This is a genomic window from Nonomuraea sp. NPDC049714 (assembly GCF_044465295.1).
Classification (GTDB): Bacteria; Actinomycetota; Actinomycetes; order Streptosporangiales; family Streptosporangiaceae; genus Nonomuraea.
On sequence record NZ_JBITLM010000015.1, the window covers coordinates 17,898 to 43,769 of the forward strand.

Annotated in this window: 14 protein-coding genes; 11 read left to right on the forward strand and 3 right to left on the reverse strand. The window is 72.0% G+C overall.

Annotated features, from left to right (window positions below):
* Positions 1–21: 21 nt before the first annotated feature.
* Positions 22–630: a TetR/AcrR family transcriptional regulator gene (locus ACIBQX_RS41830; protein WP_397014718.1), complete on the reverse strand. Its 609-nt coding sequence runs from the start codon at positions 628–630 to the stop codon at positions 22–24.
* A 240-nt stretch (positions 631–870) separates the two neighbouring features.
* Here ACIBQX_RS41830 and ACIBQX_RS41835 point away from each other — a divergent pair, with 240 nt between their 5' ends.
* From ACIBQX_RS41835 to ACIBQX_RS41865, 7 genes are read left to right on the forward strand one after another with little or no spacing between them, the layout of a single operon-like run.
* Complete coding sequence (locus tag ACIBQX_RS41835) at positions 871–2,358, forward strand: class I adenylate-forming enzyme family protein (RefSeq protein ID WP_397014720.1); 1,488 nt, start codon at positions 871–873, stop codon at positions 2,356–2,358.
* Between the two features lie 43 nt (positions 2,359–2,401).
* Entirely contained in the window at positions 2,402–8,932 is a 6,531-nt protein-coding gene (locus ACIBQX_RS41840) for an amino acid adenylation domain-containing protein (protein WP_397014722.1), read from the forward strand.
* Positions 8,929–14,571 (forward strand): amino acid adenylation domain-containing protein, encoded by a 5,643-nt coding sequence (locus tag ACIBQX_RS41845; protein ID WP_397014724.1) that lies wholly within the window; start codon positions 8,929–8,931, stop codon positions 14,569–14,571. The genes ACIBQX_RS41840 and ACIBQX_RS41845 overlap by 4 nt, the downstream gene beginning before the upstream one ends.
* Complete coding sequence (locus ACIBQX_RS41850; protein WP_397014726.1) at positions 14,568–14,813, forward strand: MbtH family protein; 246 nt, start codon at positions 14,568–14,570, stop codon at positions 14,811–14,813. The genes ACIBQX_RS41845 and ACIBQX_RS41850 overlap by 4 nt, the downstream gene beginning before the upstream one ends.
* A complete protein-coding gene (locus ACIBQX_RS41855; RefSeq protein ID WP_397014728.1) occupies positions 14,810–15,082 on the forward strand; it encodes a phosphopantetheine-binding protein in 273 nt (90 codons plus the stop codon). The genes ACIBQX_RS41850 and ACIBQX_RS41855 overlap by 4 nt, the downstream gene beginning before the upstream one ends.
* A complete protein-coding gene (locus ACIBQX_RS41860) occupies positions 15,079–16,431 on the forward strand; it encodes a condensation domain-containing protein (RefSeq protein WP_397014730.1) in 1,353 nt (450 codons plus the stop codon). The genes ACIBQX_RS41855 and ACIBQX_RS41860 overlap by 4 nt, the downstream gene beginning before the upstream one ends.
* Before the next feature lie 24 nt (positions 16,432–16,455).
* Positions 16,456–17,196 (forward strand): hypothetical protein, encoded by a 741-nt coding sequence (locus ACIBQX_RS41865; RefSeq protein WP_397014732.1) that lies wholly within the window; start codon positions 16,456–16,458, stop codon positions 17,194–17,196.
* A 22-nt stretch (positions 17,197–17,218) separates the two neighbouring features.
* On the opposite strand, the gene ACIBQX_RS41870 is transcribed toward ACIBQX_RS41865, so the two are convergent.
* Both ACIBQX_RS41870 and ACIBQX_RS41875 read right to left on the reverse strand, forming a co-directional pair.
* Positions 17,219–18,136: an SPFH domain-containing protein gene (locus ACIBQX_RS41870; protein WP_397014734.1), complete on the reverse strand. Its 918-nt coding sequence runs from the start codon at positions 18,134–18,136 to the stop codon at positions 17,219–17,221.
* A 113-nt stretch (positions 18,137–18,249) separates the two neighbouring features.
* A complete protein-coding gene (locus ACIBQX_RS41875) occupies positions 18,250–20,256 on the reverse strand; it encodes a beta-galactosidase (protein WP_397014736.1) in 2,007 nt (668 codons plus the stop codon).
* Between the two features lie 187 nt (positions 20,257–20,443).
* Here ACIBQX_RS41875 and ACIBQX_RS41880 point away from each other — a divergent pair, with 187 nt between their 5' ends.
* The 4 genes from ACIBQX_RS41880 to ACIBQX_RS41895 all read left to right on the forward strand — a co-directional run bounded on the left by ACIBQX_RS41880 (position 20,444) and on the right by ACIBQX_RS41895 (position 25,872).
* Positions 20,444–21,451, forward strand: a complete 1,008-nt coding sequence (locus ACIBQX_RS41880; protein ID WP_397014738.1) for a LacI family DNA-binding transcriptional regulator — start codon at positions 20,444–20,446, stop codon at positions 21,449–21,451.
* A 202-nt stretch (positions 21,452–21,653) separates the two neighbouring features.
* Positions 21,654–24,014 carry a glycoside hydrolase family 3 N-terminal domain-containing protein gene (locus ACIBQX_RS41885; protein WP_397014740.1) on the forward strand — a complete coding sequence of 787 codons (2,361 nt, stop codon included), beginning with the start codon at positions 21,654–21,656 and terminating at the stop codon, positions 24,012–24,014.
* A complete protein-coding gene (locus ACIBQX_RS41890; protein WP_397014742.1) occupies positions 24,011–25,000 on the forward strand; it encodes an ABC transporter permease in 990 nt (329 codons plus the stop codon). Before ACIBQX_RS41885 ends, ACIBQX_RS41890 begins: the two co-directional genes overlap by 4 nt.
* Positions 24,997–25,872, forward strand: a complete 876-nt coding sequence (locus tag ACIBQX_RS41895; RefSeq protein ID WP_397014744.1) for a carbohydrate ABC transporter permease — start codon at positions 24,997–24,999, stop codon at positions 25,870–25,872. Before ACIBQX_RS41890 ends, ACIBQX_RS41895 begins: the two co-directional genes overlap by 4 nt.

Here is a 25,872-nt window from a genome sequence, read left to right on the forward strand (position 1 = left end):
GTGCTCATGCAGCCGGCCTGGTCATGGATCCGCGCGGGTGGCGCGTTCGAAGAGCGTCACCAGCTCCCGGGCGTAGGCGCGCAGATCGAGGGCGGCGTCGCCGGCCAGCAGGAAGTTCGGCCCCTCGACGGAACGCTGAAGGCTCGTCGCCATCACCCGCACGTCGAAGTCGCGGAACTCGCCGGTCTCCTGCCCCCAGCGGAGGATCTGCTCCAGCGGTGACACGGCGGCGCGCTCCTTGGGCTCGCCGTAGTCGATGCCGCCGTTGATGAAGATGTCGAGCAGCGCCTTCATCTGGGTCTGATGCGCGCCGGAGAACTCGATGTTCCCCTCGATGTAGGCGCGCAGCGCCGCCGACGCCGTCGGCTGGCCCTCCAGCCGCTCGGTCATGAACGCGGTGATCTCGCCGTAGATCTGGATCACCGCCTGGTGGACCAGCTCGTTCTTGCTCGCGAAGTGGTAGGAGATCAGCCCGGTGCTGGACAGCCCCGCACGCTTGGCGATCTGCGCGAAGGAGGCGCGGGTGAAGCCGAGCTCGGCGATCGTCTCGATCGCCGCGGCCACGATCTGTGCCCGCCGCCCGGTCTCCGTGAAGGTCCTGCCGTGCGGCCGGGGCTGTTTTGCTTGCATGAGCTAATCGTAGCTCAGGTAAGCAAACTCTGAGGCGTCAAGCGGGGCGATCGTCGCTCCTGGGACACCCTGGGCCGACGCGTGTCGAAACCTTTCGGAAATCGTCTTAAAGTTTCTCTATTGCATTGGCATCGGCATTGCCTATTCTGCCCTGCAAGAGCGTTCGCGGTCGTCCCTCGGCCCGGCGGTGTTGATCAGGGAGTGCGTCATGCTGTCGAAATGTTTCGGTGACGTGTCGTGATGAGGGATGATCGGCGGCTCACGCTACCGGATCTGCTCGCACACCGTGCTGAGGAGCAGCCCGAGCGCCCGGCGCTCATCGTGGCCGACGTGGGCACGATCACCTTCGGCGCATGGGACCGGCGGGCCAACGCCGTCGCGCACGCGCTGATCGACCGCGGTCTCCCGCCCGGCCACCGGGTCGGGCTGCTGTTCGACGAGCGGGACTGGATCGACTTCGCCGTCGCCTGGTGCGCCGTCATGCGGGCCGGCTGCGTCAGCGTGCCGCTGTCCGGCAGGCTCGCGCCCGCCGAGCTGCGGCACGCGCTGCTGGACTGCTCCGTGACCGCCGTCCTGCACGGCCCGGACGTCACGCCACCCGAGGTGGGCGAGTGGCGGGCGACCCCGGCCGAGCTGGAGTGCGGTGACGAGACCCCGGTACGGCGTGGCCTGCGGCCCGACCGGCTGGCCCAGATCATCTACACCTCGGGCACGACCGGCCGCGCCAAGGGCGTCGGCGCCACCCACGCCAACCTCGGCTACGGCGTCTCCACCCACCCCCGCCGCCGCAAACTCGCCCACTCCCGGCACTTCCTGCACGCGTTCCCGATCGGCTGCAACGCCGGCCAGAGCATGCTCGTCAACGCCCTGGACGCCAGCCCGGCCGCGCTCACCCTGCCGCGCTTCACACCGTCCCGCTTCGCCCGCCTGATCGAGTCGTACGGCGTCGGAACGGTTTTCGTGGTGCCCGCCATGGCCATCGAGCTGCTCAACGCCCGGGTGCAGGAGCGGCACGACCTGTCGAGCGTACGGCTGCTCGGCTCCACCGCCGCCAGCCTGCCGCCGGCCGTGGCGGCGGGCATGGCCACGGCGTTCCCGAAGGCGACGATCGTCAACTACTACACCTCCACCGAGGCGGCCCCGGCGCAGACCACGATGATCGTGGACCCCGAGCGACCCGCGTCGGTGGGGCGGCCCTCGTCCGGCAGCGACCTCAAGATCGTCGCCGAGGACGGCAGCCCCGCCGGACCGGGCGAACAGGGGCACGTCTGGCTGCGTTCCCCCGCCGGGACCCGGACCTACTACCGGGACCAGCGGCTGACCGACGACATCTTCCAGGACGGCTGGGTGCGCATGGGCGACGTCGGCTACCTCGACCAGGACGGCTACCTCTACCTCGTCGACCGGGAGAGCGACGTCATCAAGTCCGGCGCGCACAAGGTCTCCACCCTCCAGGTGGAGGCCGCGCTGTTCGAGCATCCCGCGGTCGCCGAGGCCGCGGTGATCGGCATCCCGCACCCGGTGCTCGGCCGGGTGACCGCCGCCGCCGTCGTCACCCGCTCCCCGGTCACCGCCGCCGACCTGCGGACGTTCCTGCTGGACCGGCTCGCCAGGCACGAGTTGCCGAGCCGGCTGCTGTTCCTGCCCGAACTGCCGAAGAACCATGTCGGGAAGGTGGTGAAGCCGCGGCTCCTCGACCTGCTCGGCAGCCCGGACGCGTCCACGTGAGAACCGACTTCAAGCGCCAGTGGATGAGACAGAGAGAACGGACATGACGCACCACCAGGAAAGCCTTCCGGCTACGTTCACCCAGCAAGTCATGTGGATCAGCGAGCGCATGGGCGCCGGTCCGGCCTACCACATGCCGCTCGCCCTCTGGCTCGACGGCTACCTCGACGTGGGCGCACTGCTGTCGGCGTGCGCGGACGTGGCCGCCCGGCATCCGGTGCTGGCCACCGCCGTGGAGGAGAGCGGCGACGGGCCGCGGCTGGTCACGGGGGCCGAGCCGTCCGTCACGCTCACCGACGACGTCGGTCCGGCCACCGGCGCCCTCATCCGGCAGGAGAGCGCACGGGGCTTCGACCTGGAGAAGGGGCCGCTGGCCCGGTTCACGCTCGCGCCCGCCGGGCCGAACCGGCACCTGCTGCTGTTCGTCGCCCACCACCTGGTCTTCGACGGCATGTCCAAGGACATCCTGATCAACGACCTGGCACGCTGCTACGCGTCCCGGATGGGCTCCGGGACGCCGGGTCCCGTGCCACCACTGCCCATCGACGACGTCGTGCGCGCCGAACACCAGCGCGTGTCGGCAGCCCTGCCCGCCGCCCGCGACTTCTGGGCCGCCCGCTGGACGCGGCCCACCGACCTCGTCCTGCCCGGCCAACGCCGCACCACCGGGCGACACGGCGTCGCCGGGCAGATCGGCGTCGGCGAGCAGATCGACGTCGGCGTCGACCGCGAACTCGGCAGGGACGCCGCCGCGGTGGCCGCGGCGGTCGGTGCGACGACCTTCGAGGTGCTGCTCGCCGGGGTGCACGCGCTGCTGTTCCGGTACGGCACCGAGAACGTGGCGGTCGCGATCGACGTGACCACGCGCGGGCCCGCCACCCGCGAGCACATCGGGCCGTTCGTCAACGAACTGGCCGTGCTGTCCCGCCCTGCGGCCGACCAGGCGTTCGGCCGGTTCGTCCAGGACATCCGGAGCGAACTGCGCGAGCTGTACCGGTTCCGGGAAGTGCCCCTGGCTCGGGCGGCCGGCCTGCCGCCGGGCGGCGCCGCGATACCGGTGTCGATCAGCTACCGCAAGGCGGCGGCCGACCCGGTCTTTCCCGGCCTGGAGCTCTCCGTCGACCGCATGATGTTCGGCGGGGGCGTACGCAACGCCCTGCACCTGCAGTTCGTCGACGGACCCGACGGGCTGGCCCTGTGCCTGCGGTTCGACCCGGCGGCCGTCGACACCGGCACCGTGACCCGGTTCGCCGACGGCCTGCGCGCCCTGCTGCGCGACGCCGCCGCCGAGCCCGACACCCACCTGTCCGACCTGGACGTCCTGCCGGCGGCCGAGCGACGGCGGTTGCTCACCGAGTGGAACGACACCGCCGCCGCCTACCCCGCCGGCGCCACCCTGCCCGGCCTGTTCGCCGAGCAGGTGCGGGCCCGCCCGGACGCGACCGCCGTGACGTGCCAGGACCGCTCGCTCAGCTTCGCCGGCCTGGACGCCGCGGCCGACCGTCTCGCCCTGCGGCTGCGCGCCGCCGGCGTCGCGCGCGGGGACCTGGTCGCGGTCCACCTGCGACGCTCCGACAACCTCCTGATCAGCCTGCTCGCCGTCCACCGGTGCGGCGCCGCCTACCTGCCCCTGGACCCGGACCACCCGGCCGAACGCCTCGCCATGATCACGGCCGACGCGAAGCCCCGTCTCCTGCTGTCCGAAACGCCCACCCCGGACCTTTCCGTCCCGGCGCTCGTCGTCGGTGAGGGGGATCCTGATTCCGGGCTGAAGCTCGTCGGGGGGACCGGGCCGGAGCCGGACGAGATCGCGTACGTGATCTACACCTCGGGATCCACGGGGAGGCCCAAGGGGGTCGAGGTCGACCATCGGAACCTGGCCAACCTGCTGCTCGCGATGCGCGACCGGCTCAAGTCCGGTCCCGCCGACACCTGGCTCGCCCTCACCTCGCCCGCGTTCGACATCTCCGCGCTGGAGCTCTACCTGCCGCTGGTCACCGGTGGCCGGATCGTCGTCGCCCCGCACGGCGCGGTGCGGCGGCCGGAGGCGCTGGCGCGGCTGGTCGCCGAGCAGGGCGTCACGCACGTACAGGCCACCCCGTCGGTGTGGCGGCTGCTGCTGCCGGGCGGCATCGGCGGCGTGACCGCGCTGACCGGAGGCGAGGCGCTGCCGCCCGGGCTCGCGGAGGAGTTACGCGCCCGCTGCGACCGGGTGCTCAACGTGTACGGCCCGACCGAGACGACGATCTGGAGCACGTACGGCGAGCTCGGGGACACGGTCACGATCGGCCGCCCGCTCGCCAACACCCAGATCTACCTGCTCGACGAGGCCCTGCGCCCGGTGCCGATGGGCGTCGCGGGCGAGCTCTGCGTCGGCGGAGCCGGGGTGGCCCGCGGTTACCGGGGCAGGCCAGGCCGTACGGCCGAACGATTCGTCCCCGACCCGTACGGCCCGCCCGGTTCGCGGCTGTATCGCACGGGAGACCTGGCCCGGTATCGGGCCGACGGCGAGATCGAGTTCCTCGGCCGTCAGGACGGCCAGGTCAAGCTCCTGGGACACCGGATCGAACTCGGCGAGATCGAGACCCGCCTGCTGGAGCACCCCGAGGTGGCCGAAGCAGCGGTGATCGTCCGCGACACCGACGCCGACGACCCCCGCCTGATCGCCTACGTCGTCCCAGCCCCGAACGTCCCCTCCAGACCTGACGCGCCCATCAGGCCCGCACCCGGACCCGGCGGGGCCTCCGAACCCAGCCCGGCCTCGGGACCCGGTGCGGCCTTCGGGCCCGGCCCGGTTCCTGGCCCTGGTGCGGCCGTCGAGGCTCGCGCGGTCCTTGAGCCCGGCGCGCTGAACGCCCATCTGGCCAGGACGCTGCCACCTGCGATGCTGCCGAGCTCGTACGTTCTGCTGGACGCCCTTCCGCTGACCCCGGTCGGCAAGCTCGACCGCGCGGCGCTGCCGGTCTCCTCAGGAGCGCTGACCGACTCCAGTGACGCCCCGGCCGTAGCCCCGAGCCCGGTCGGAGGGAACCTGACGGGTTCTGTGCGGGGGGATCTGGTCGATACCGTTGGGCGGATCTGGCGGGAGGTGCTGGATCCAGCCGACGTGGACGAGATCGGCGTTGACGACGACCTGTTCGACCTCGGCGGTCATTCGCTCACCATGACCCAGATCACCGCCCGGATCAGGGAACGGCTCGGCGTCGACGTGTCGCTGGACGCCTTCTTCGACGATCCCACCATCACCGGGATCGTCGAGGAGATCACCCGCCTCCGCGCCGACCAGCCCACGGCGGACGACCCGGACGAGGGGGATGACAGGCCCGTGCGCCGGCCGCCAGGGGTGAGCCCGCCGCTGTCGTTCGGCCAGGAGCGATTGTGGTTCCTGCAACGGTTCGACCCGCGCGACGCGTCGTACAACATGTGCCTCGTGCTGCGGCTGCGCGGCGCGCTGGACGTCGGCGCGCTGGATGCCGCGCTGGAGGCGCTGGTGGCGCGGCACGAGAGCCTGCGCACCCGCTTCCCCGACGTGAACGGCGAGCCGATCGCCGTCATCCACCCGCCCGGCCCCGTCCAGGTCGAACGCCTGGACCTGACCCCGGACGCCGCCTCAGACGCCGCCCCGGAGCGCGACTCAACGGCCGACTGTAAGGCCGACCCGGAGGAGCGGGCGCGACGGCTGGTCGCCGAGCGCACCAACGCGCCGTTCGACCTGGCCGGGGCGCCCCCGCTGCGGATCACCCTGCTCACGATCGGCCCCGGCCACCACGTCCTGTGCTTCGTGCTGCACCACATCATCGCCGACGGCTCGTCGTTCAGCGTCCTGTTCGACGACCTGTTCGCCTTCTACCAGGCCGCGGCCGCCGGCGCCGAGCCCCCGCTCGCCCCGCTGCCGGTGCAGTTCGGCGACATCGCGCTGTGGCAGCGGGAGCGCGACCGGGGCGAGGCAGCCGAGGAGTCGCTGGACTACTGGCGCCGCCGCCTGGCCGAGCCGCCCCTGCTGGAGCTGCCCACGGACAAGCCCGGCGGGGAACGGCCCGAGGGCGCCTTCCACACCTTCCGGATCCCGCAGGAGGTCGTCGCCCGCCTGGAACGACTGGCCCAGGAGCACGGCGCGTCCCTGTTCATGGTGCTGGTCGCCGCCTACCAGGTGCTGCTGGCCCGGCACACCGGGCAGAGCGACATCCTGGTCGGCACGCCGTGGGCGACCCGCGACCGGGTCGAGCTGGAACCGGTCATCGGCTACCTCACCGACACCCTGGTCCTGCGCGGCGACCTCACGGGCGACCCGCCTTTCCGCGACCTGCTCGCCGCCACCCGCGGCACGGTGCTGGACGCGCACGCGCACCGCGCCGTGCCGTTCGAACGGCTCATCGGCGAGCTGGGCGTGCCCCGCGACCTGCAGCGCAATCCACTCCTCGCCACCATGATCATCCTGCACAGTCAGGCGGGCGACGGCGCGCCGCCGGAGCGGGTCGGCGGCCTGGGCGTGGAGCTGTTCGACGGCGGGTTCCGGCAGGCCAAGTTCGACCTGGCGCTGGAGACCTGGCGTAACGACGAGGGGCTGCTCGCCGTGCTCGGCTACGACGCCACCCTGTTCCACGCGGCCACCGTCGAGGGCTTGGCGGAGCGGTTCGCCGTGCTGCTGCGCGGCATCGCCGACGCCCCCGAGACCCCGCTGTCGCGGCTGCCGCTGCTGACCGGCCGCGACACGGCCGCCCTGGCAGGCGGCGGCGACCCGGCCGCCCTGACGGGTGGCGGCGCACCGTACCGGCAGAGCGAACCCGTGCCGGTGCTCTTCCAGCGGGCGGTCGCCGCCACTCCCGACGCCACCGCCCTGCTGTGCGGCGCGGAGCGGGTGAGCTACGCCGAGCTCGACCTCAGGGTGGCGCGGCTCGCCGCGGCGCTGCGGCGGCGCGGCGTCGCCGACGGGTGCGTGGTCGGCGCGTTCCTGGACCGCTCGGCCGAGGCGGTGGTGGCGCTGCTGGCCATCTGGCGGGCCGGCGGCGCGTACCTGCCGCTCGACCCGGACCATCCCGACGAACGGCTAGCCTTCCTGATCGGCGACAGCGCCGCCCGCCTGGTGGTGACCGATGAACGGCTCGCCCGGCGGCTGCCGCCGGACACCGTCACGCTCATCGCCGCCGACGAGGCCCGGCGCGGCGACGACCGCTGGCTCGGCGGCTGGCACGAGGTCGAGCCCGACGACCCGGCGTACGTCATCTACACCTCCGGCTCGACCGGCGTGCCGAAGGGCGTGCTGGTCGAGCACGGCAGCCTCGCCGGACGCGTCCGCTGGATGCGGGAGGCGTACGACCTGCGGCCGGGCGACCGCGTCGTCCAGTTCGCCTCGCTCAGCTTCGACGCCCACGTCGAAGAGCTGTACCCGGCGCTGACCGCCGGCGCGGGCGTGCTGCTGCTGCCGGACGGGGCGCTCAGCCTGCCCGCCGCGCTGCGCACCCCGGCGGGCCGGGAGGTGACCGTGCTGGACCTGCCCACCGCCTACTGGCACCGGCTCACCGAGTCGCCCGACGACGTGGCCTGGCCCGAGGGGCTGCGGCTGGTCATCCTCGGCGGTGAGCAGGTCCAGGCCACGGCCGTGGCGCGGTGGCGGGACCGGTTCGGCGATCGGATCAGGCTGGTCAACACCTACGGGCCCACCGAGGCGACCGTCATCGCCACGGCGGTCACCCTCGGCGTGGACGACGCGACCCGCCGCCCGCCCATCGGGTGGCCGCTCGACGGCACGACCGCGCACGTCCTCGGCCCGTACGGCGAACCCGTGCCGCCAGGCTTCCCCGGCGAGCTGTGCCTGGGCGGAGCCGGACTGGCGCGGGGTTACCTGGGCCGTCCGGCGCTGACCGCCGAACGGTTCATCCCCGACCCGTACGGACCACCAGGATCCAGGCTCTACCGGACAGGGGACCGGGCGCGGAGGCTGCCGGACGGGACGCTGGAATTCCTGGGCCGCCTGGACGGCCAGGTGAAGGTACGCGGCTTCCGGGTGGAGCCGGGCGAGGTGGAGGCCGCGCTGCTGGCCCATCCAGGGGTGCGCCAGGCGGTGGTGACCGCGGCCGCGGACCGGCTGGTGGCGTACGTGGTCGGCGCGGCACAGCCGGACGAGCTGCGCCGGCACCTGGCCGCGCGCCTGCCGGCCCACCTGGTGCCCACGAGCTGGGTGCCGCTGGACGCGCTGCCGCTCACCATCACCGGCAAGATCGACCCCGCCGCCCTGCCGGCCCCCGAGCCGGAGGCGGCGGCGCTGTTCGTGCCACCGGGAACCGACGCGGAGGCGCTGGTGGCCGGGGTGTGGGAGCAGGTGCTCGGCCTGGACGTCGGACGGGTCGGCACACTCGACGACTTCTTCGCGCTCGGCGGCCACTCGCTGCTGGCCACCCGGGTCGCGGCCCTGCTCGGGAACGCGCTCGAGGTGGAGGTGCCGATCCGCACCGTGTTCGACCGGCCGAGCGTCGCCGAGCTGGCGGCCGCGGTCGAGAACCTGCTGATCGAACAGTTGTCAGGCCTCTCCGACGCGGAGGCGGCTCGCCTGCTGGATGTGGAGGTGCCCCGTTGACCGGCCCGGACGCCCAGCCCGCCACCGAACTGCCCGCCACCGAACTGCCCGCCACCGAACTGTCGGCCGCCAAGCAGGAGCTGCTCGCGCGGCGGCTGCGGCGCGGTGCGGTGGCGCCGGTGCGGCGCACCATTCCCGCCCGGCCCGGCCACCAGCCGCCGCCGCTGTCGCACGCCCAGGAGCGGCTGTGGTTCCTGGAGCAGTTCGCGCCCGGCACCACGCAGCTCACCATCCCGATCAGGCTGCGGCTGCGCGGCCCGCTCGACGTGGCGGCGCTCGCCGCCGCGCTCGACGCCGTGGTGGCCGCCCATGACGCGCTGCGCATGCGCTACCCCGCGACCTGGGACGGCCGGCCGCGGGTGGAGGTCGCGGACGACGTCACGCTGCCGCTGACCCGCCGCGACGCCCACGACGAGGCCGCCGCCAGGGCGCTGGTGGAGGAGTTCCTGGCCGAGCCGTTCGACCTCGCCGCCGGTCCGGTGGCGCGGGCGCTGCTGGTGCGGCTGGCCGTCGACGATCATGTGCTGGTCATCGCGGTGCACCACATCGCCGCCGACGGCTGGTCGGCCGACCTGCTGCTGCGGGAGGTCTTCGGCCGCTACGAGGGCGAGCCGCCGACGCCCCCCGAGGTCGGGTACGGCGACTACGCGGCCTGGCAGCGCGATCTGCCGCCGTCGCGGCGTGACCTGGACTTCTGGCGCGACCGGCTGGCCGGGCTGGAGCCGCTGGACCTGCAGACCGACCGGCCCCGCCCGCCGGAACGCACCTACACCGGCGCGGCGCGAGCCTTCCCGCTGAGCCCCGAGGTCTCCGCCGAGCTGGCGCGCCTGGGCCGTGAGCACGGCGCCACGCCGTACATGACGATGCTGGCCGGGTTCGCCGCGCTCCTCGGCCGCTACGCGGGCGCCTCCGACGTCGCGGTCGGATCACCGGTGGCGGGCCGCCAGGCTCCGGAGCTGGACGGGGTGATCGGCTGCTTCGTGAACATGCTCACGATGCGGGTGGACCTGTCGGGCGACCCCACCTTCGCCGAGCTGCTGGAGCGGGTGCGCGAGGTCGCCGTGGACGCCTTCGCCCACCAGGACCTGCCCTTCGAGCAGCTCGTCTCCGAGCTGGACCTGCCCCGTGACGTGTCCAGGTCGCCGCTGTTCGGCGTCATCCTCGCCATGCAGAACTTCCGCGACGCCACCATCACCCCGCCGGCCGGGCTGAGCGTGGCGGACTTCCCCCTGGACACCTGGGCGACCCGCTACGACCTGGAGCTCTACGTCACCGACGACCCGAACGGCGGCTCGTCCGGGCTCTTCGTCTACAACACCGACCTGTTCGACGCGGCCACCGTCGAGCGGCTGGCCGGCCACCTGAGCACCCTGCTGGCGCGGGTGGCCGCCCGGCCCGGGCTGCGGCTGTCGCAGCTCGACCTGCTCACCGGCGACGAGCGGCGCCTGGTCGTGGAGGACTGGAACGACACCGCCAGGCACTTCCCCGGCCCGGCCACCCTGCACGGCCCGATCCAGGAGCAGGCCGCCCGCACACCCGAGGCGACCGCCGTGCGCTTCGAGGGCCGCTCGCTCACCTACGAGCAGCTGGACACGGCCGCCGACCAGGTCGCGCACACGCTACGCGGCCTCGGGGTGGGCGCCGGGTCGGTCGTCGCCGTCTGCGCCGAACGCTCGCTGGAGCTGCTGCCCGCGCTGCTGGGCGTGCTCAAGGCGGGCGCGGCGTACCTGCCGATCGACCCCGACTACCCGGCCGACCGGGTGGCGTTCATGCTGTCGGACGCGGCGCCGGCCGCGCTCCTCACCCAGGCCAGGATCCGGCCGACGCTACCGCCCACCACCGCGATCACCCTCGACCTGGACGACCCCGGCGTCTGGACCGGCGCCTCCGGGCCGCTTCCCGAGGTGCGACCGGACGACGTCGCCTACGTCATCTACACCTCCGGCTCCACCGGACGGCCCAAGGGCGTGCCCAACACGCACGCCGGCATCGCCAACCGCCTCGACTGGATGCAGGAGCGGTTCGGGCTCGACGCCGGCGACGTGGTGGCGCAGAAGACGCCGCTGAGCTTCGACGTGTCGGTGTGGGAGCTGTTCTGGCCGCTGAGGATCGGCGCCAGGCTCGCGCTGGCCACCCCCGGCGGCCACAAGGACGCGGCCTACCTGCGCAAGCTGATCGTCACCGAGGGCGTGACCACCGCCCACTTCGTGCCGTCGATGCTCGCCGTCTTCCTCGGTGAGGAGGGCGCGTCCGGCTGCGGCGCGCTCCGCCGGGTGATCTGCTCGGGCGAGGAACTGCCCGCCGACCTGGCCCGCCGCTGCGTCGCCACGCTGCCCGCCGCCGAGCTGCACAACCTGTACGGCCCGACCGAGGCGGCCGTCGACGTGTCGGCCTGGCACTGCCGCCCCGCGACGCTCACCACGGCGGCCCGCGTGCCGATCGGCACCCCGATCGCCAACACCGCCCTGTACGTCCTCGACGAGGCCATGGAGCCGGTGCCGATCGGCGTGCCGGGCGAGCTGTTCATCGCCGGCGCGGGCCTGGCCCGGGGTTACCTGAACAGGCCCGCGCTCACCGCCGAGCGGTTCGTGCCCAACCCGTACGGCCCGCCGGGCTCCCGGCTCTACCGCACCGGCGATCTGGCCAGGCACCGCCCCGACGGCGCCCTGGAGTTCCTCGGCCGGCTGGACACCCAGGTGAAGCTGCGCGGTCTGCGGATCGAACTCGGCGAGATCGAGGCGGCGCTCCGCGCCCTGCCCGCCGTCCGGGACGCCGCCGTGATCGTCCGTGAGGACCGGCCCGGCGATCCGCGCCTGGTGGCCTACATCACGCCGGCCGACGCCGACCGGGCGGAGGACCTCGACGGGGTGCTCGACGGGGTGCTCGACGGGGTGCTCGACCACGCCGGCATCCGCGCCGAGCTCAAGAGGACGCTGCCCGACTACATGGTGCCGAGCGGTTACGTCACCCTGGCCGCCCTGCCGCTCGGCCCCAGCGGCAAGCTGGACCGGCGGACCCTGCCGGCGCCGGTCGCGGGCCGGGACGCCGGGATCGAGCTCATCGCCCCCGGCACGCCGACCGAGCTGGCCCTCGCCGCGATCTGGGGCGAGCTGCTCGGTGTCGAGGCGATCGGCGTCGACGACGACTTCTTCGACCTCGGCGGCCACTCCCTGCTCGCCACCCAGGTGGTGGCCAGGCTGCGCAAGCAGACCGGCGGCGCGGTCAGCGTGATGGACGTGTTCAAGCACCCCACGATCCGCGAGCTGGCGGCGCTCGCCGACACCCCCGCCGAGCGGCGCGGCCCCCGCTCGCTGCTGCACCGCCTGACCCCCGCCCGCAGCCTGGCGCCGGTGCTCAGCCATGTGTGCGTTCCCTACGGCGGCGGCAGCGCGGTCGTCTACCAACCACTCGCCGACGCCCTGCCGGACGGGCACGCGCTGTGGTCGGTGGCGATCCCCGGTCACGACGTGGGCCTGGAGGAGGACCCGCTGTCGCTGGACGAGCTGGTCGCCACCTGCGTGAGCGAGATCCTGGAGAAGGTCGACGGCCCGATCGCGCTGTACGGTCACTGCGGTGTCGGCTCGGCCGTGACCGTGGCGATCGCCCTCCGGCTGGAGGCCGCGGGACGGGATCTCACCGCCGTCCACATCGGCGGGATCTTCCCCTTCGCCCGGCCACGGGGCGCCCTGATGTCGCGGATCGCCCGCTTCGCCGAGGCGGAGCGGCTGCGCAGCGACCAGCGCTACGTCAACTGGCTGATCTCGCAGGGCGTGGACATGAGCGAGCTCGACCCCGCGCAGGCCCGCCGGATCGTGCGGAACATGCGCCGCGACTCCCGGGAGGCCGAGGAGTACTACACCCGCCTGTTCGAGGCCGGGCCCGACCGGCTGCGCGCCCCGGTGATCAGCGTGGTCGGCTCCGAGGACCCGGCGACGGACTACTACCAGGAGCGCTTCCGTGAATGGCACTTCCTTACCTCGACGTCGGCCGTGGTGGTGCTCGCGGAAGCCGGGCACTTTTTCCTGAAATATCGGGCCGAAGAGCTGGCCGAGATCGTCACCACCGTCCACCCCAAGCTGTCCAAGCCGCCCGCGCGGCTGAAACCGGCACGCGATCCCGACGCCACCTGGTGGCTGCACGACGTGTCCCACGCCGACACGCCCTCGACGGCGGCCGGGGCGGCCGGGCCGGCGGGGCCGGCGGGACCACAGCCCGGCATCCCGCGCTTCCTCGCCGTCGTGCTGAGCCAGCTCGTCTCCATCATGGGCACGGCGCTCACCGAGTTCGCCGTCCCCCTGTGGATCTACACCACGACGGGGTCGGTGGCGCAGTTCGCCCTGATGGCCGTCGTCGGCCTGGTGCCCGGCCTGCTCACCGCCCCGATCGCGGGGGCGATCATCGACCGGACGAGCCGTCGGCGGGTGATGCTCACCGCCGACGCCGCGGCGTTCACCATCCAGCTCGCCTTCGGCGTGCTGCTGTGGACCGGCAACCTGTCCGTGCCGATGATCTACCCGTTGCTGGGCTGCCTGTCGGTCGCGCTCACCTTCCAGCGGCTCGCGTACTTCTCGGCCGTGCCGCAGATCGTGCCCAAGCGCTACCTCGGGCACGCGGTCGGCGTCATGCAGCTCAGCAACGGCACCACCCAGCTCCTGGTGCCCATCTTCGCGGTCGGCCTGCTCGCCGGCATCGGCCTCGGCGGCATCCTCATCCTGGACGTGGCCAGCTACGCGATCGCGATCGTCATCCTGCTGATGGTGAAGTTCCCCGCCACCATGCCCTGGCGACGGCGCGAGTCGATCAAGGCGGAGATCCTCGGCGGGCTGCGCTACTCGCTCGGTCACCGCGGCTTCGTCGGCATGCTGCTGTTCTTCGTCGTGCTGAACGTGTTCCTGTCGCCGCTCCTGCTGATGTTCTCGCCGCTGGTGCTCTCCTTCGCCGGGCTCGCCGACGTCGGCCGGATCTCCTTCCTGGCCGGCGTCGGCACCTTCGCGGGCGCGCTCATCATGATCGTCTGGGGTGGTCCGCGCCGTCTGCGGCTGCGCGGCGTGCTGCTGTGCACCCTGGCCCTGGGCGTCTTCTGCGTGGTCACCGGCATGCGCGCCGACCTGACCGTGATCGCGATCGGGGTGTGCGGCATGACGGCCTGGCTCACCCTGCTCAACGGCATCTACACCACGATCGTGCAGGTCAAGGTGCCCCAGCGGTTCCACGGCCGGGTGTTCGCGATGAACACGCTCATCGCCTGGTCCACACTGCCCGTCGGCTTCGGCCTGGTCGCCCCGTACGCCGCCTCGGTCCTCGATCCGCTGCTCCTGGACGACGGCGCGCTGGCCCCGACCGTCGGCGCGCTCATCGGCACCGGACCGGGACGCGGCATCGGCTTCATGTACCTGCTCTTCGGCGCCGCCATCCTGGTGATCACCCTGATCGCCATGCGGATCCCGGCGCTGGCCCGCTTCGACCAGGAGGTGCCCGACGCCATCGCCGACGACCTGGTCGGCGTACAGGCCCTGCGCCGCACCACCACGTCCACCGGCTCCACCGCGCCCGACAAGAACGACAAGAACGACAAGAACGACAAGAACGACAAGAACGACAAGAACGACAAGCGTGACAAGACGGAGGCATTGACATGACCGAGTCCCCACGCCACCAGGTGGTGGTCAACGACGAGGAGCAGTACTCGCTGTGGCCCGCGGACCGGCCACTCCCGGACGGCTGGCGGGCCGAGGGCTTCGCCGGCGGCAGGGAGCAGTGCCTGGCGCACATCGACGAGGTCTGGACGGACATGCGGCCGCGCAGCGTCCGCGCCCGCCAGGACGCCGACGACGCCCCCAACGCCCCCGCCGGTGTGGGCGGCACGGGGGGTGCGCTGTGACGACGGGCGGGGAGGAGCTCGAGCGGAAGCTGGCCGACATGATCGCCGGCCTGTCCGACGGCGAGATCAGCGCCGAGGAGGTGCTCGCGGGCGGCCACTCGCTCTCGGCACTCGGGCTCAGCTCGCTGGCCCTGATCAGGCTCGTCGACGCGATCGAGGACGTCTTCGGCGTGGACGTCGACCTCAGCGGCGACCTGTCGTCCTTCGAGTACGTGAGCACCCTGGCCGCCCACCTCGCCGACCTGATGGCCGGGCAGCCGCAGCGATGACCGCGAGCCGGAAGGACGTCCGGACGGTGACGTTCGGCGGGCAGCGGGACGGCGAGGGGACGCTCACGTGGGGGCAGCGGCTGATGTGGCGGGCCGTCCACCTGATGGGCGACAGCCAGTCCTTCCTCAACTGCCCCTGGGTGCTGCCCGTCTACGGCAGGCGCGACCTCGGCACGGTGCTGGAGGCGCTGCGCGTGCTGCTCGAACGCCACGACAGCCTGCGCACCACCTTCGCCGACACGCCGGACGGGCCGGTGCAACGGGTGGCCGGCAGCGGTGAGCTGACCGTGGAGCTGGTGGAGGCAGGCCAGGAGCGGGCGTTGGAGGCGGCCGAACGGCTCGCCGGCGAGCTGAGCAGGACCGTCTTCGCGCACGGCGTGGACCTGCCGCTGCGCTGCGCCGTCGTGACGGCCGACGGCCGGCCGAAGGCGCTGGCGTTCGCCTTCTCCCACCTGGCGGTGGACTTCCAGGCGCTGAGCCTGCTCTCCGCGCGGTGGCGGGGACTGCTCAGGGGCGAGGACCCGCCCGCCGACACGTGGACGCCCCTGGACCAGGCGGAGCTGGAGCGCACCGAGCCGTACCAGGCCCGCTCGGCCAGGTCCATCCGCTACTGGCGCCCGGTGCTCGAAGAGGTGCCGCTGGAGGTGTTCGACCATCCCGCGGGCGAGCCGGAGGACCCCCGGTTCATCGAGGTCGGCATGGAGTCGGTCGCGCTCGCCGCCGCGGCCGTCCGGCTGGCCGAACGGTGGACGATCAGCACGACCAGCATCCTGATCGCCGCCTGCGCCACCGCCCTGGCCCGGGTGAACGGCCGCCGGCGGGCCGTCATGCAACTGGTCCACAGCAACCGGCGCGATCCCCGTACCGAGAGCATGGTCGCCACCGTGGGGCAGGACGGGCTGCTGGTGCTCGACCTGCCGGGCACCGACTTCGCCGACACCTGCCGGGCCGCGCACCGCAGCGCCCTCATGGCCTACCGCAACGCGCACTACGACCCGTTCGCCATGCAGGCCATGCGTGAGGAGGTCGGCCGGCGGCGCGGCCGTGAGCCGGACCTGGACGCCTTCTTCAACGACCGGCGAGGGGGCGGCAGCTGGCCGAACCTGCCCGGGCTCGCACCGGAGGCGGACCTGGCCCCCCTCACCGGGAAGACCCACACGTACGTCACGAACGCGTGGCCCGGAGTCCGGTTCAAGGTGTTCTTCACGGTGGGAACGGCGCCCGACACCGGGCAGCTCAGCCTCATCATCGACACCGCCTACCTGTCCCGGGAGACGGCGCAGGAGATGCTGCTCGGCGTCGAGTCCCTGCTGGTGCGCAGCCTGACCGAGGCCGTGGCCTGCCCGTGACCCGCCTTCGGCATGATCACCTTCATGAGAAAGACGATCATCGCGCTGGCGGCCTGCGCCCCCCTGCTGGTGGCCCTCCCCGCCCACGCCACGGCCCCCAAGGCCAAAGATCCCGTACGGGCGCTGAAGAGCGAATTCGTCGCCGGGCACGGCGTGCGCTTCACCGAGACCACCACCCTGTCGGGCGAGAAGACCAAGGTGCAGAGCCGCAAGGGCACCTTCCAGTTCAACGCCAAGGGCATCGTGGCCCACGACATCGTGACCACCTTCGCTCCCGACAGGCTCGAGAGGGTCATCTCCGTCGGCAAGTTCAGCTACCTCAAGAGCCCGTCGCTCCTGCTTCTGGAGGGGAAGACCTGGGCCAGGCGCTCGCGCGGAGTCGCCGGGGGTGGCAGTTTCAACGGGCAGGTCATCAACCCCGCCGAGTCCAAGACCCTGGCCGCGCTTATCAAGAAGGGCAAACTGACCAAGCGCGCCATCACGGGGAAGATCACTTTCAAGGAGCTCGACAAGATCTCGCCCTGGTTCGCCATGTCCGTCCCGCTGCGCATGCAGGACGACGCGACGGTCACCTACGCCCTCACCCTTACCTCCGCCGGGCTCGTGAGCAGGGTGAAGAGCTCGTACGCGGCGACGGCGGTGTTCGACGTGGGCAATCACGAGGGTAAGACCATGACGATCGACAGCCGCTTCACCGGATGGGGCGCCAAGACATCGATCAAGGCCCCCGACCCCAAGACGGTGGACGTCCGGCCGATTCAGTGACCGACTTGCTCAGGGGCGAGGGTCAGCGGGGCTGGGCGGCGAGGTCGGCGAGGCGGCGTTCCAGGGCGGCCAGCCGGTCGGGGACGGATCCGCTGTGCAGCAGCTCGGCCAGGTGGTCGGACTCGTCCCGCTCCATCACGATGGTCTGCAGCGGCGTGTCCCCGGCGCCGGAGCCGTAGACGAACAGCGTGCGCTCGCCCCCGCGTGCCAGCACGGCCAGGCGCTGCCCGCCCCGGGTCATGCGGTGGTGCAGCGTCCCGGTGCCGGGCACGGTGTGCGAGACGGTGCCGGGCACGGTGTGCGAGTCGGTGTGCGGGAGGGCGGGTGAGGTCGCCCCGTCCGGGGCGGCCGGGCCGGACCCGTCGGGCCGCGCGGACAGCGCCGCCGCCCGCCGGACGGCGAATCCGTCCGCCCACTTCAGCAGGTCGTCCTTGAGCCGGATCTCGATCCGGGAGAACTCGATCAGCGCCACCTCGACGCCCCACTCGCCGGTGCGCTCGGTGATCGTGGCCGACAGCTCACGCAGGTCGTCGTCCGACGGGTCGGCCAGCTCGGCCAGGTCGTGGCGGGAGACGTAGCGGCGGATCGCCTCCTCGGCCTCGGTGACGGTCGCCGAGACCGGTGAGGTGTGATGCCGGGCGTAGCCGACCGGGTCACGCACCGACGCCAGCGCGAGGCCGTTGACGCTCACCGCCACCCCGTCGGCCGTGGTGGCGGCGAGCCAGAGGATGTCCAGGTAGTCGGGTTCGTGCGGGGTCATCACCGCGCTGTCCACCCCCGGCAGCACGACGGCGAGGCCGGGCCCCTTCACCGTGGCCGCGCGACCGCGCCTGGTCACCACGAGCCGCCGTCCTCTGGGTACGAACGTGATGACGGCTCTGATGACGACGGTGGCGAGCAGGATCATGATCAGGCTCGCGCCGAGGGCGATCGCGTCCATCTTCACTCCTTCCTGCTTGCTGGGCCGTGCCTCCACCCTCGCCGCCGGCCGTGGGTTCCGCCATCGGGCCCAGCACCCATCTTTCGCAGGTGAGCCATGTAGGAGAGGGCGGCTCAGCCGCGCCGGACCACCGCCGCGCCGAGCGGGGCGAGGGTGATCTGCCCGGAGACGGCGGATCCGGTGAGCAGGTCCGTGCCGCCGCCGGACAGCGGGACGGTGGCGGGCAGGTCGGGGCTGTGGTTGAGGAGGAAGACGTACTCCTGCCGCTCGTCCCCTCGTACGGTGCACTCCACGTGCGAGGGGACACCGGCGAACGGATTGCCCACCCCGGCGGCCCGTACCTCGTCGAGGAGGACGTCGTCGAAGGCCGCCTCCTCCAGGAGCGTGGCGAAGTAGACCACCCGGCCGGCGCCGAAGGAGTTCTCGACGACGGCGGCCCGGCCCGCCAGCAGGCCGTCGGTGTAGGTGGCCAGCGCCTTGCCGGTCTCCAGGTGGAGGTCGTCGCGCCACCAGCTCGCCCGCGCGGTGCGCCCGCCGGCGAACTCGACGGTGAAGTGCTCGTCCGGCCTGGCCGGCCAGTATTCGTCGATCCTCGCGCCGATGAGCTGCCGGAACGCGCCCGGGTAGCCGTCCGGACGGACCCGGTTGCATTCGTCCACCACGCCGGAGAAGAACGACATGACGACGGTCCCGCCGCCCCGGGCGAACGCGATGATCGCCGCCGCGCCCGCGTCGTCGATCAGGTACGCGTTCGGCACCACCAGCACCGTGTACGGGGTGAGGTCGCTGCCGGAGGACACCACGTCGACCGGGTAGTGCTCGCGCCACAGCGGCGTGTAATGCCGCATGACCGTGTCGACGTAGCCGAAGTCGTTGCGCGGCAGCCCGAACGTCTCCTCCAGCCCCCGCCACCCGTTCCAGTCGAACAGGACGGCGATGTCGGCGCGCATCCCGGTGCCCGCCACGGGGGAGAGGAGCTTCACCTCCCGGCCCAGGTCGACGATCTCGCGGAAGGTGCGGGAGCCGGGGCCGGAGTGGGGGAGCATCGCCGAGTGGAAGCGCTCGTGCCCGCCCCGGCCGGCCCGCCACTGGAAGAACATCACCGAGTCGGCCGCGCGGGACAGCGCCTGCAGCGAGCCCAGCCGCATCCGGCCCGGCTCCTTGACGACGTTGAGCTTCCACTGGCTGACCGCGCTGGCCGCCTGCTCCATGAGCATCCACGGCTGCCCGCCCTTGAGCGAGCGGAACAGGTCGTACTGGAAGGCCGCCGAGACGTGCGCGTCCGGGTCGGCCGGGTCGGGATAGATGTCGAGCGCGACCGCGTCCTGCTCCGGCGCCCACGACCAGTAGTCGGCGTTGCGGTAGAAGCGCATGAAGTTGGTCATGACGGGGATGTCGTCCCGGTAGGAGCGGACGATGTCCCGCTCGGCCAGGTAGCACTCCAGCAGGGCGTCGGAGGTGAAGCGCTTGAAGTCGAGGCGGCGGGCCGGGTTCGACCAGGTGCGGGGGATGCCGGGCGCCTCGATCTGGTTCCAGTCGGTGTAGAGCTGGCCCCAGAAACGGGTGGTCCAGGCCTCGTTGAGGGTGTCCAGGTCGCCGTAGCGGCGCTGGAGCCAGCGCCGGAAGTTCGCCGAGGCGGCCTCGTTGTAGGCGGTCGGGCCGTACTCGTTGCTGATGTGCCACATCGCCAGCGCCGGGTGGAAGGAGTAGCGCTCGGCGAGCTTGGTGGTGACGGCGGCCGCGTACCGGCGGTAGACCGGCGAGGAGGGATCGTAATGCAACCGGTTGCCGAAGCCGAACGGCTCTCCGTCGGCCATGATCGGGAAGACCTCGGGGTGCAGGTGGGTCAGCCAGACGGGCGGTGCGGCCGTGGGGGTGGCCAGGTTGACGCTGATGCCGTTGTCGTGCAGCAGGTCCATGACCTCGTCGAGCCAGCCGAACTCGTACCTGCCGGGCTCGGGTTCGAGTGAGGCCCAGGCGAAGACGCCGAGCGAGACCACGTTCACCCCGGCCTCGCGCATGAGCCGCATGTCCTCGCGCCACACGGCGGGGTCCCACTGCTCGGGGTTGTAGTCGCCGCCGAGCGCCAGCCCGCCGACCCGGTTTCTGAATGCGGACATGCGAGACACGTTTACGCTCCCCGAGCCTGAAGGCTGATAGCGCTAACAGCAGTGCTGGAAACGGAAAAGGAGGCGAGAAAATATCGGCAGGGTTATCGGAAAATAGTTTGTGACCTTGCTGTGGCGTTACGGTAGGCTCCGCCTCGCGGGCCTGTCAACAGTCCGTGAGCGCATCAGGGGGGTCCCGTTGCAACGAGCCACGCTGGCCGACATCGCGGCGACGGCCGGCGTCTCCGTGCCCACGGTCTCGAAGGTCCTGAGCGGCCGCAAGCACGTCTCCGCGGCCACCCGCGACAAGGTGCTGGAGGCGGCCAGGACCCACGGCTACGAGCCGGCCCGCCCGCCGAGCGCCTCCCGGACCGGGATGGTCGACCTGCTCATCGACGGCCTCGGCTCGTCCTGGGCGCAGGTCCTCGTCCGGGGCGCGGAGCAGGCGGCGGCGCGCTGGGGATTCTCCCTCGTGGTGACCTCGTCCGAGCGGTCCGACTTCGACCTGCGGCGCTGGACGGGCATCCTGCGCAAGCGCGGCACCGACGGGATCGTCCTGGTGCTGTCCAGGGCCGGCCATGACGAGATCGAGGCGATCCGAAACCTGCTGCACGTCCCGCTGGTGCTCCTGGACCCGGCCGGCGGGCGCGACCCGCGGCTGTCGGCCGTCGGCGCGACCAACTGGTCCGGCGGCGTCATGGCCACCACCCACCTGCTGGAGCTGGGGCACCGGCGGATCGGTTTCATCGGCGGCCCGCTCGACACCCAGTGCACGCTCGACCGCTACGAGGGATACCTCGCCGCGCACCGCACCTTCGGCATCGCCCCCGACCCCGGGCTGACCCGCTACGGCGACTTCCGCGTCTCCGGCGGCAAGTCCGCCGGCGCCGAGCTGCTCGACAGCGCCGACCGGCCGAGCGCCATCTTCGCCGGCTCCGACCTGATGGCCGCCGGCGTCTATCAGGCCGCCGCCGACCGGGGCGTCCGCATCCCCGACGACCTGTCCATCGTCGGTTTCGACGACCTGCCGCAGTGCGAGATGATGACGCCGCCTCTCACCACCGTGCGCCAGCCGCTCGACGAGATGGCCAACGAGGCGATCCGCCTGGTCCACGAGAACCTCACCCATCCGCGCGCCGCCGGCACCCGCATCGAGCTCGCCACGACCCTCAACGTCAGGCACAGCACCGCTCCCCATCCCGGCTGACTCCGCGTCGGAAAATTTTCCAGCAACAAAGCCGGATACAGGGCGTTACCGCAGCGTGTCCATTTCAGGCGATGTCGCTGTTGACTCCCTCTTGACACACCTAACCGTGCCCTTTAGGTTTCGGAAACATTAACGGATAAACCGAAAGTTTTCGGCAGCGTCCGCTTTCGGGGTGACGCCGTCTCCGGGGCGAGAGGATGGCATGAGCGACCAGGCACCGATCGACACGAGAAGCGCCGGGACCGCGCCCTGGCGGGACCCCCGGTTGTCTCCCACCGAGCGGGCCGAACTGCTCGTGCCGCTCATGACGCTGGAGGAGAAGGTCAACCAGCTGGTCGGGATGTGGATCGGCGCCGACGCCACGGGGGGCGGCGTCGCCCCGCTCCAGGCGGACATGGCCGGGGTGGATCACCGCGCGGTCATCCGGCACGGGCTGGGCCAGCTGACCCGCCCGTTCGGCACCAAGCCCATCGATCCCGTCGCGGGCGCGCACCGGCTGGCCACGTCCCAGTCGGAGATCGTCGCCGCCGGCCGGTTCGCCATCCCCGCCCAGGTGCACGAGGAATGCCTGACCGGATTCGCCGCCTGGGGGGCAACCGTCTACCCGGCGCCGCTGAGCTGGGGGGCGTCCTTCGACCCCGAACTGATCGAGGAGATGGCCGGCCACATCGGCGCCTCGATGCGGGCCGCCGGCGTGCACCAGGGCCTGGCCCCCGTCCTCGACGTCACCCGCGACTACCGCTGGGGCCGCACCGAGGAGACGATCGGCGAGGACCCGTACCTGGTGGGCACGGTCGGCGCCGCCTACGTGCGCGGCCTCGAGCGGGCCGGCATCGTGGCCACGCTCAAGCACTTCGCCGGCTACTCAGCCTCGCCCGGCGGCCGCAACTTCGCCCCGGTGCCGATGGGCCCCCGCGAGCTCGCGGACGTCATCCTGCCGCCCTTCGAAATGGCGCTGCGCCTGGGCGGCGCCCGCTCGGTCATGAACTCCTACGTCGAGATCGACGGTGTTCCGTCGGCGGCCAGCGAGAGTCTGCTCACCGGGCTGCTGCGCGAGGAGTGGGGGTTCGCCGGCACGCTCGTCGCCGACTACTTCGCGGTCCGGTTCCTGCAGACCCAGCACGGCGTGGCCGCCGACGGGGGACACGCGGCGGGGCTCGCGCTGCGAGCCGGGATCGACGTCGAACTGCCCATGATCGACGTGTTCGGCGAGCCGCTCATCGAGGCGGTCAAGTCCGGCGCGGTCGACGAGGCGCTGATCGACCGCGCCCTGCACCGGGTGCTGACCCAGAAGGCCGAGCTCGGCCTGCTCGACGAGGACTGGCAGGCCCTGCCGGACGACGTCGACCGGCTCCGCCTCGACGACGAGACCGCCCGGGACCTCGCGCTGCGCCTGGCCCGGCAGGCCGTGGTCCTGCTCCGCGACACCGGCGGCGTCCTGCCGCTCGCCCCCGGCCGGCGGCCAGGCAGGCGCATCGCCCTGGTCGGCCCGGTCGCCGACGACCCGATGGCGATGCTCGGCTGCTACGCCTTCCCCCTGCACGTCGGCCCGCACCCCGAGCACGGGCTCGGGGTGGAGATCCCGTCGCTGCGCGAGGCGCTCGCCACGTTCGTCCCCGATCTGGCCTACGTTCCCGGCTGCGACATCAGCGGTGACGACACCTCCGGCATCGAGGCGGCGGTGGCCGCGGCCGCGGCGAGCGACGTATGCGTGCTCGCCGTCGGCGACCGGGCGGGCCTGTTCGGGCGCGGCACGTCCGGCGAGGGCTGCGACGCCACCGACCTGCGCCTGCCCGGCGTGCAGGCCGAGCTCGTGCGGGCCGTGCTCGCCACCGGCACCCCGGTGGTCCTGGTGCTGCTCGCCGGCCGGCCGTACGCGCTCGGGCCGGAGACGGACGCCGCCGCGGCCGTCGTCTACGGCTTCTTCCCCGGCCAGCGGGGCGGCCAGGCGCTGGCCGAGGTGCTCACCGGCGTGGTCAACCCGTCCGGGCGGCTGCCGGTCAGCGTGCCGCGCGACCCTGCCGGCGCACCCGCCACCTACCTGTCGCCGATCCTGGGCCGGCGCTCGCAGGTGTCGACCGTCGACCCCACGCCCGCGTTCTCGTTCGGGCACGGCCTGAGCTACACGACCTTCGCGTGGGAGCGGGCCGAGGCGCTCGGCGGCGCCGACTGGCCCGTGGACGGCGAGACGGCCGTCGCCGTCACCGTGCGCAACACCGGCCCGCGGGCCGGTGTCGAGGTCGTCCAGCTCTACCTGCACGACCCCGTCGCGCAGGTCACGCGGCCGGTGGTCCGCCTGATCGGCTTCGCCCGCGTCCCGCTGGAGGCGGGTGCGGCCGCGCGGGTGACGTTCACCGTCCCGGCCGACCTCACCTCGTTCACCGGCGTGCACGGCAGGCGCGTGGTCGAGCCCGGCGACGTCGAGCTGCGCTTGGCCCGCTCCAGCGCGGAGCCGGTGGCGGTCCTGCCGCTCCGCCTGGTGGGCGAGGAACGCGAGATCGGTCACCAGCGGCGACTCCTGCCGGTGGTGAGCGTCGACCCCATCACGTGGGAGCACACATGAGCACCACCGAGACGATCAGTCAGGGCACCCGGGAACCACCGCCCCCTCCCCGCCCCCGCCCGCGCTCCGGCACGCGGGCTCCCCGCCGCACCTGGCGGCAGGCGCTGCGCCGTGACTGGCAGCTGTACTCGCTGGCGCTCCTGCCCCTGCTGTTCTTCCTGATCTTCCGGTACCTGCCGATGATCGGCAACGTCATCGCCTTCCGGAAGTTCGAGCCGGGCGGCAGCATCTTCGGCGAGGAGTGGGTGGGGCTGCGCTACGTGCGCATGTTCCTCGACGACCCCACGTTCTGGACCGTCTTCACCAACACGCTCACCCTCGGCGGGCTGACGCTGCTGTTCTGCTTCCCGCTGCCGATCGTGCTGGCGCTGCTGCTCAACGAGATCCGCACGCGGAAGCTGAAGCGGTTCCTGCAGTCGGTGTCCTACCTGCCGCACTTCCTGTCCATCGTCATCGTGGCCGGCATCGTCATGCAGATGACGGCCATCGACGGCCCGATCAACCAGATGCTGAAGCTGGTCGGCCAGGAGCCGACCCCCTTCCTGCAGAAGCCCGAGTGGTTCCGGACGATCTTCGTCTCGTCCGAGATGTGGCAGACGGTCGGCTGGGGCACCATCCTCTACCTCGCCGCGCTGACCACGATCGACGACCAGTTGTACGAGGCGGCCCGGATCGACGGCGCCAACCGGTGGCGGCAGATCTGGCACGTCACCCTGCCGGGCATCCGGCCGACGGCGATCACGCTGCTGATCCTCAACATCGGCACCTTCATGGCCGTGGGCTTCGAGAAGGTCCTGCTGCTGTACAACCCGCTGACCTATCCGACCGCCGACGTGATCTCGACGTACCTGTACCGCATGGGCGTGGAGTCCAGCAACATGAGCTACGCCGCCGCGATCGGCCTGTTCGAGGCCCTGATCGGGGTGGTGTTGATCGGTTCGGCGAACCTGATCTCCCGCCGCACAGTAGGGACGAGCCTGTGGTGACGCTCAACCGGAGCCGGGGCTACCGGGTGTTCCAGGGAATCAACGCGGTGATCCTCACCGGCGTCGTGATCGTGACGCTCTACCCCTTCGTGAACATCATCGCCCGCTCGTTCAGCGAAGAGCGCTACATCGTCACCGGGCAGGTCAACCTCATCCCGCGCGGGTTCAACCTCACGACCTACAACATCGTGGTCTCGGACCCGATGTTCTGGACCAACTATCGCAACACCGTGGTGTACACGGTCGTCGCCACGGCCATCGCGATGCTGCTGACGACCTGTTACGCGTACGTGCTGTCCAAGAAGCACCTGAAGGGCCGTACGTTCCTGATCTGGGTGGCCGTCTTCACCATGATCTTCACCGGCGGCCTGATCCCCAACTATGTGCTGATCAACGGCATGGGGCTGACGAACTCCATCTGGGCCATCGTCCTGCCCAACGCGATCAGCGTCTTCAACCTCCTCGTCATGAAGGCGTTCTTCGAGAACCTGCCGACCGATCTGGAGGAGGCCGCCGCCATCGACGGCCTCAACACCTACGGCATCCTGTGGCGCATCGTGCTGCCGCTGTCGAAGGCGGTCATCGCCACGATGGTGCTGTTCTACGCGGTCTCGTTCTGGAACTCATGGTTCACCGCGTTCCTCTACCTGCACGAGACGGACCTGTTCCCGGTGACCATCTACCTGCGCAACCTCATCGCCGGAGCCACCGGCGCCGAGTCCGCCGGCGCCGTGACCTCGGAGGTGACGCAGGCCGCGGCCAACATCCAGTCGGTGACGATCATGCTCACCGTCCTGCCCATCCTGGCGGTCTATCCCTTCGTCCAGAGGTACTTCGTCTCCGGAGTCATGCTCGGGGCGGTCAAGGGCTAG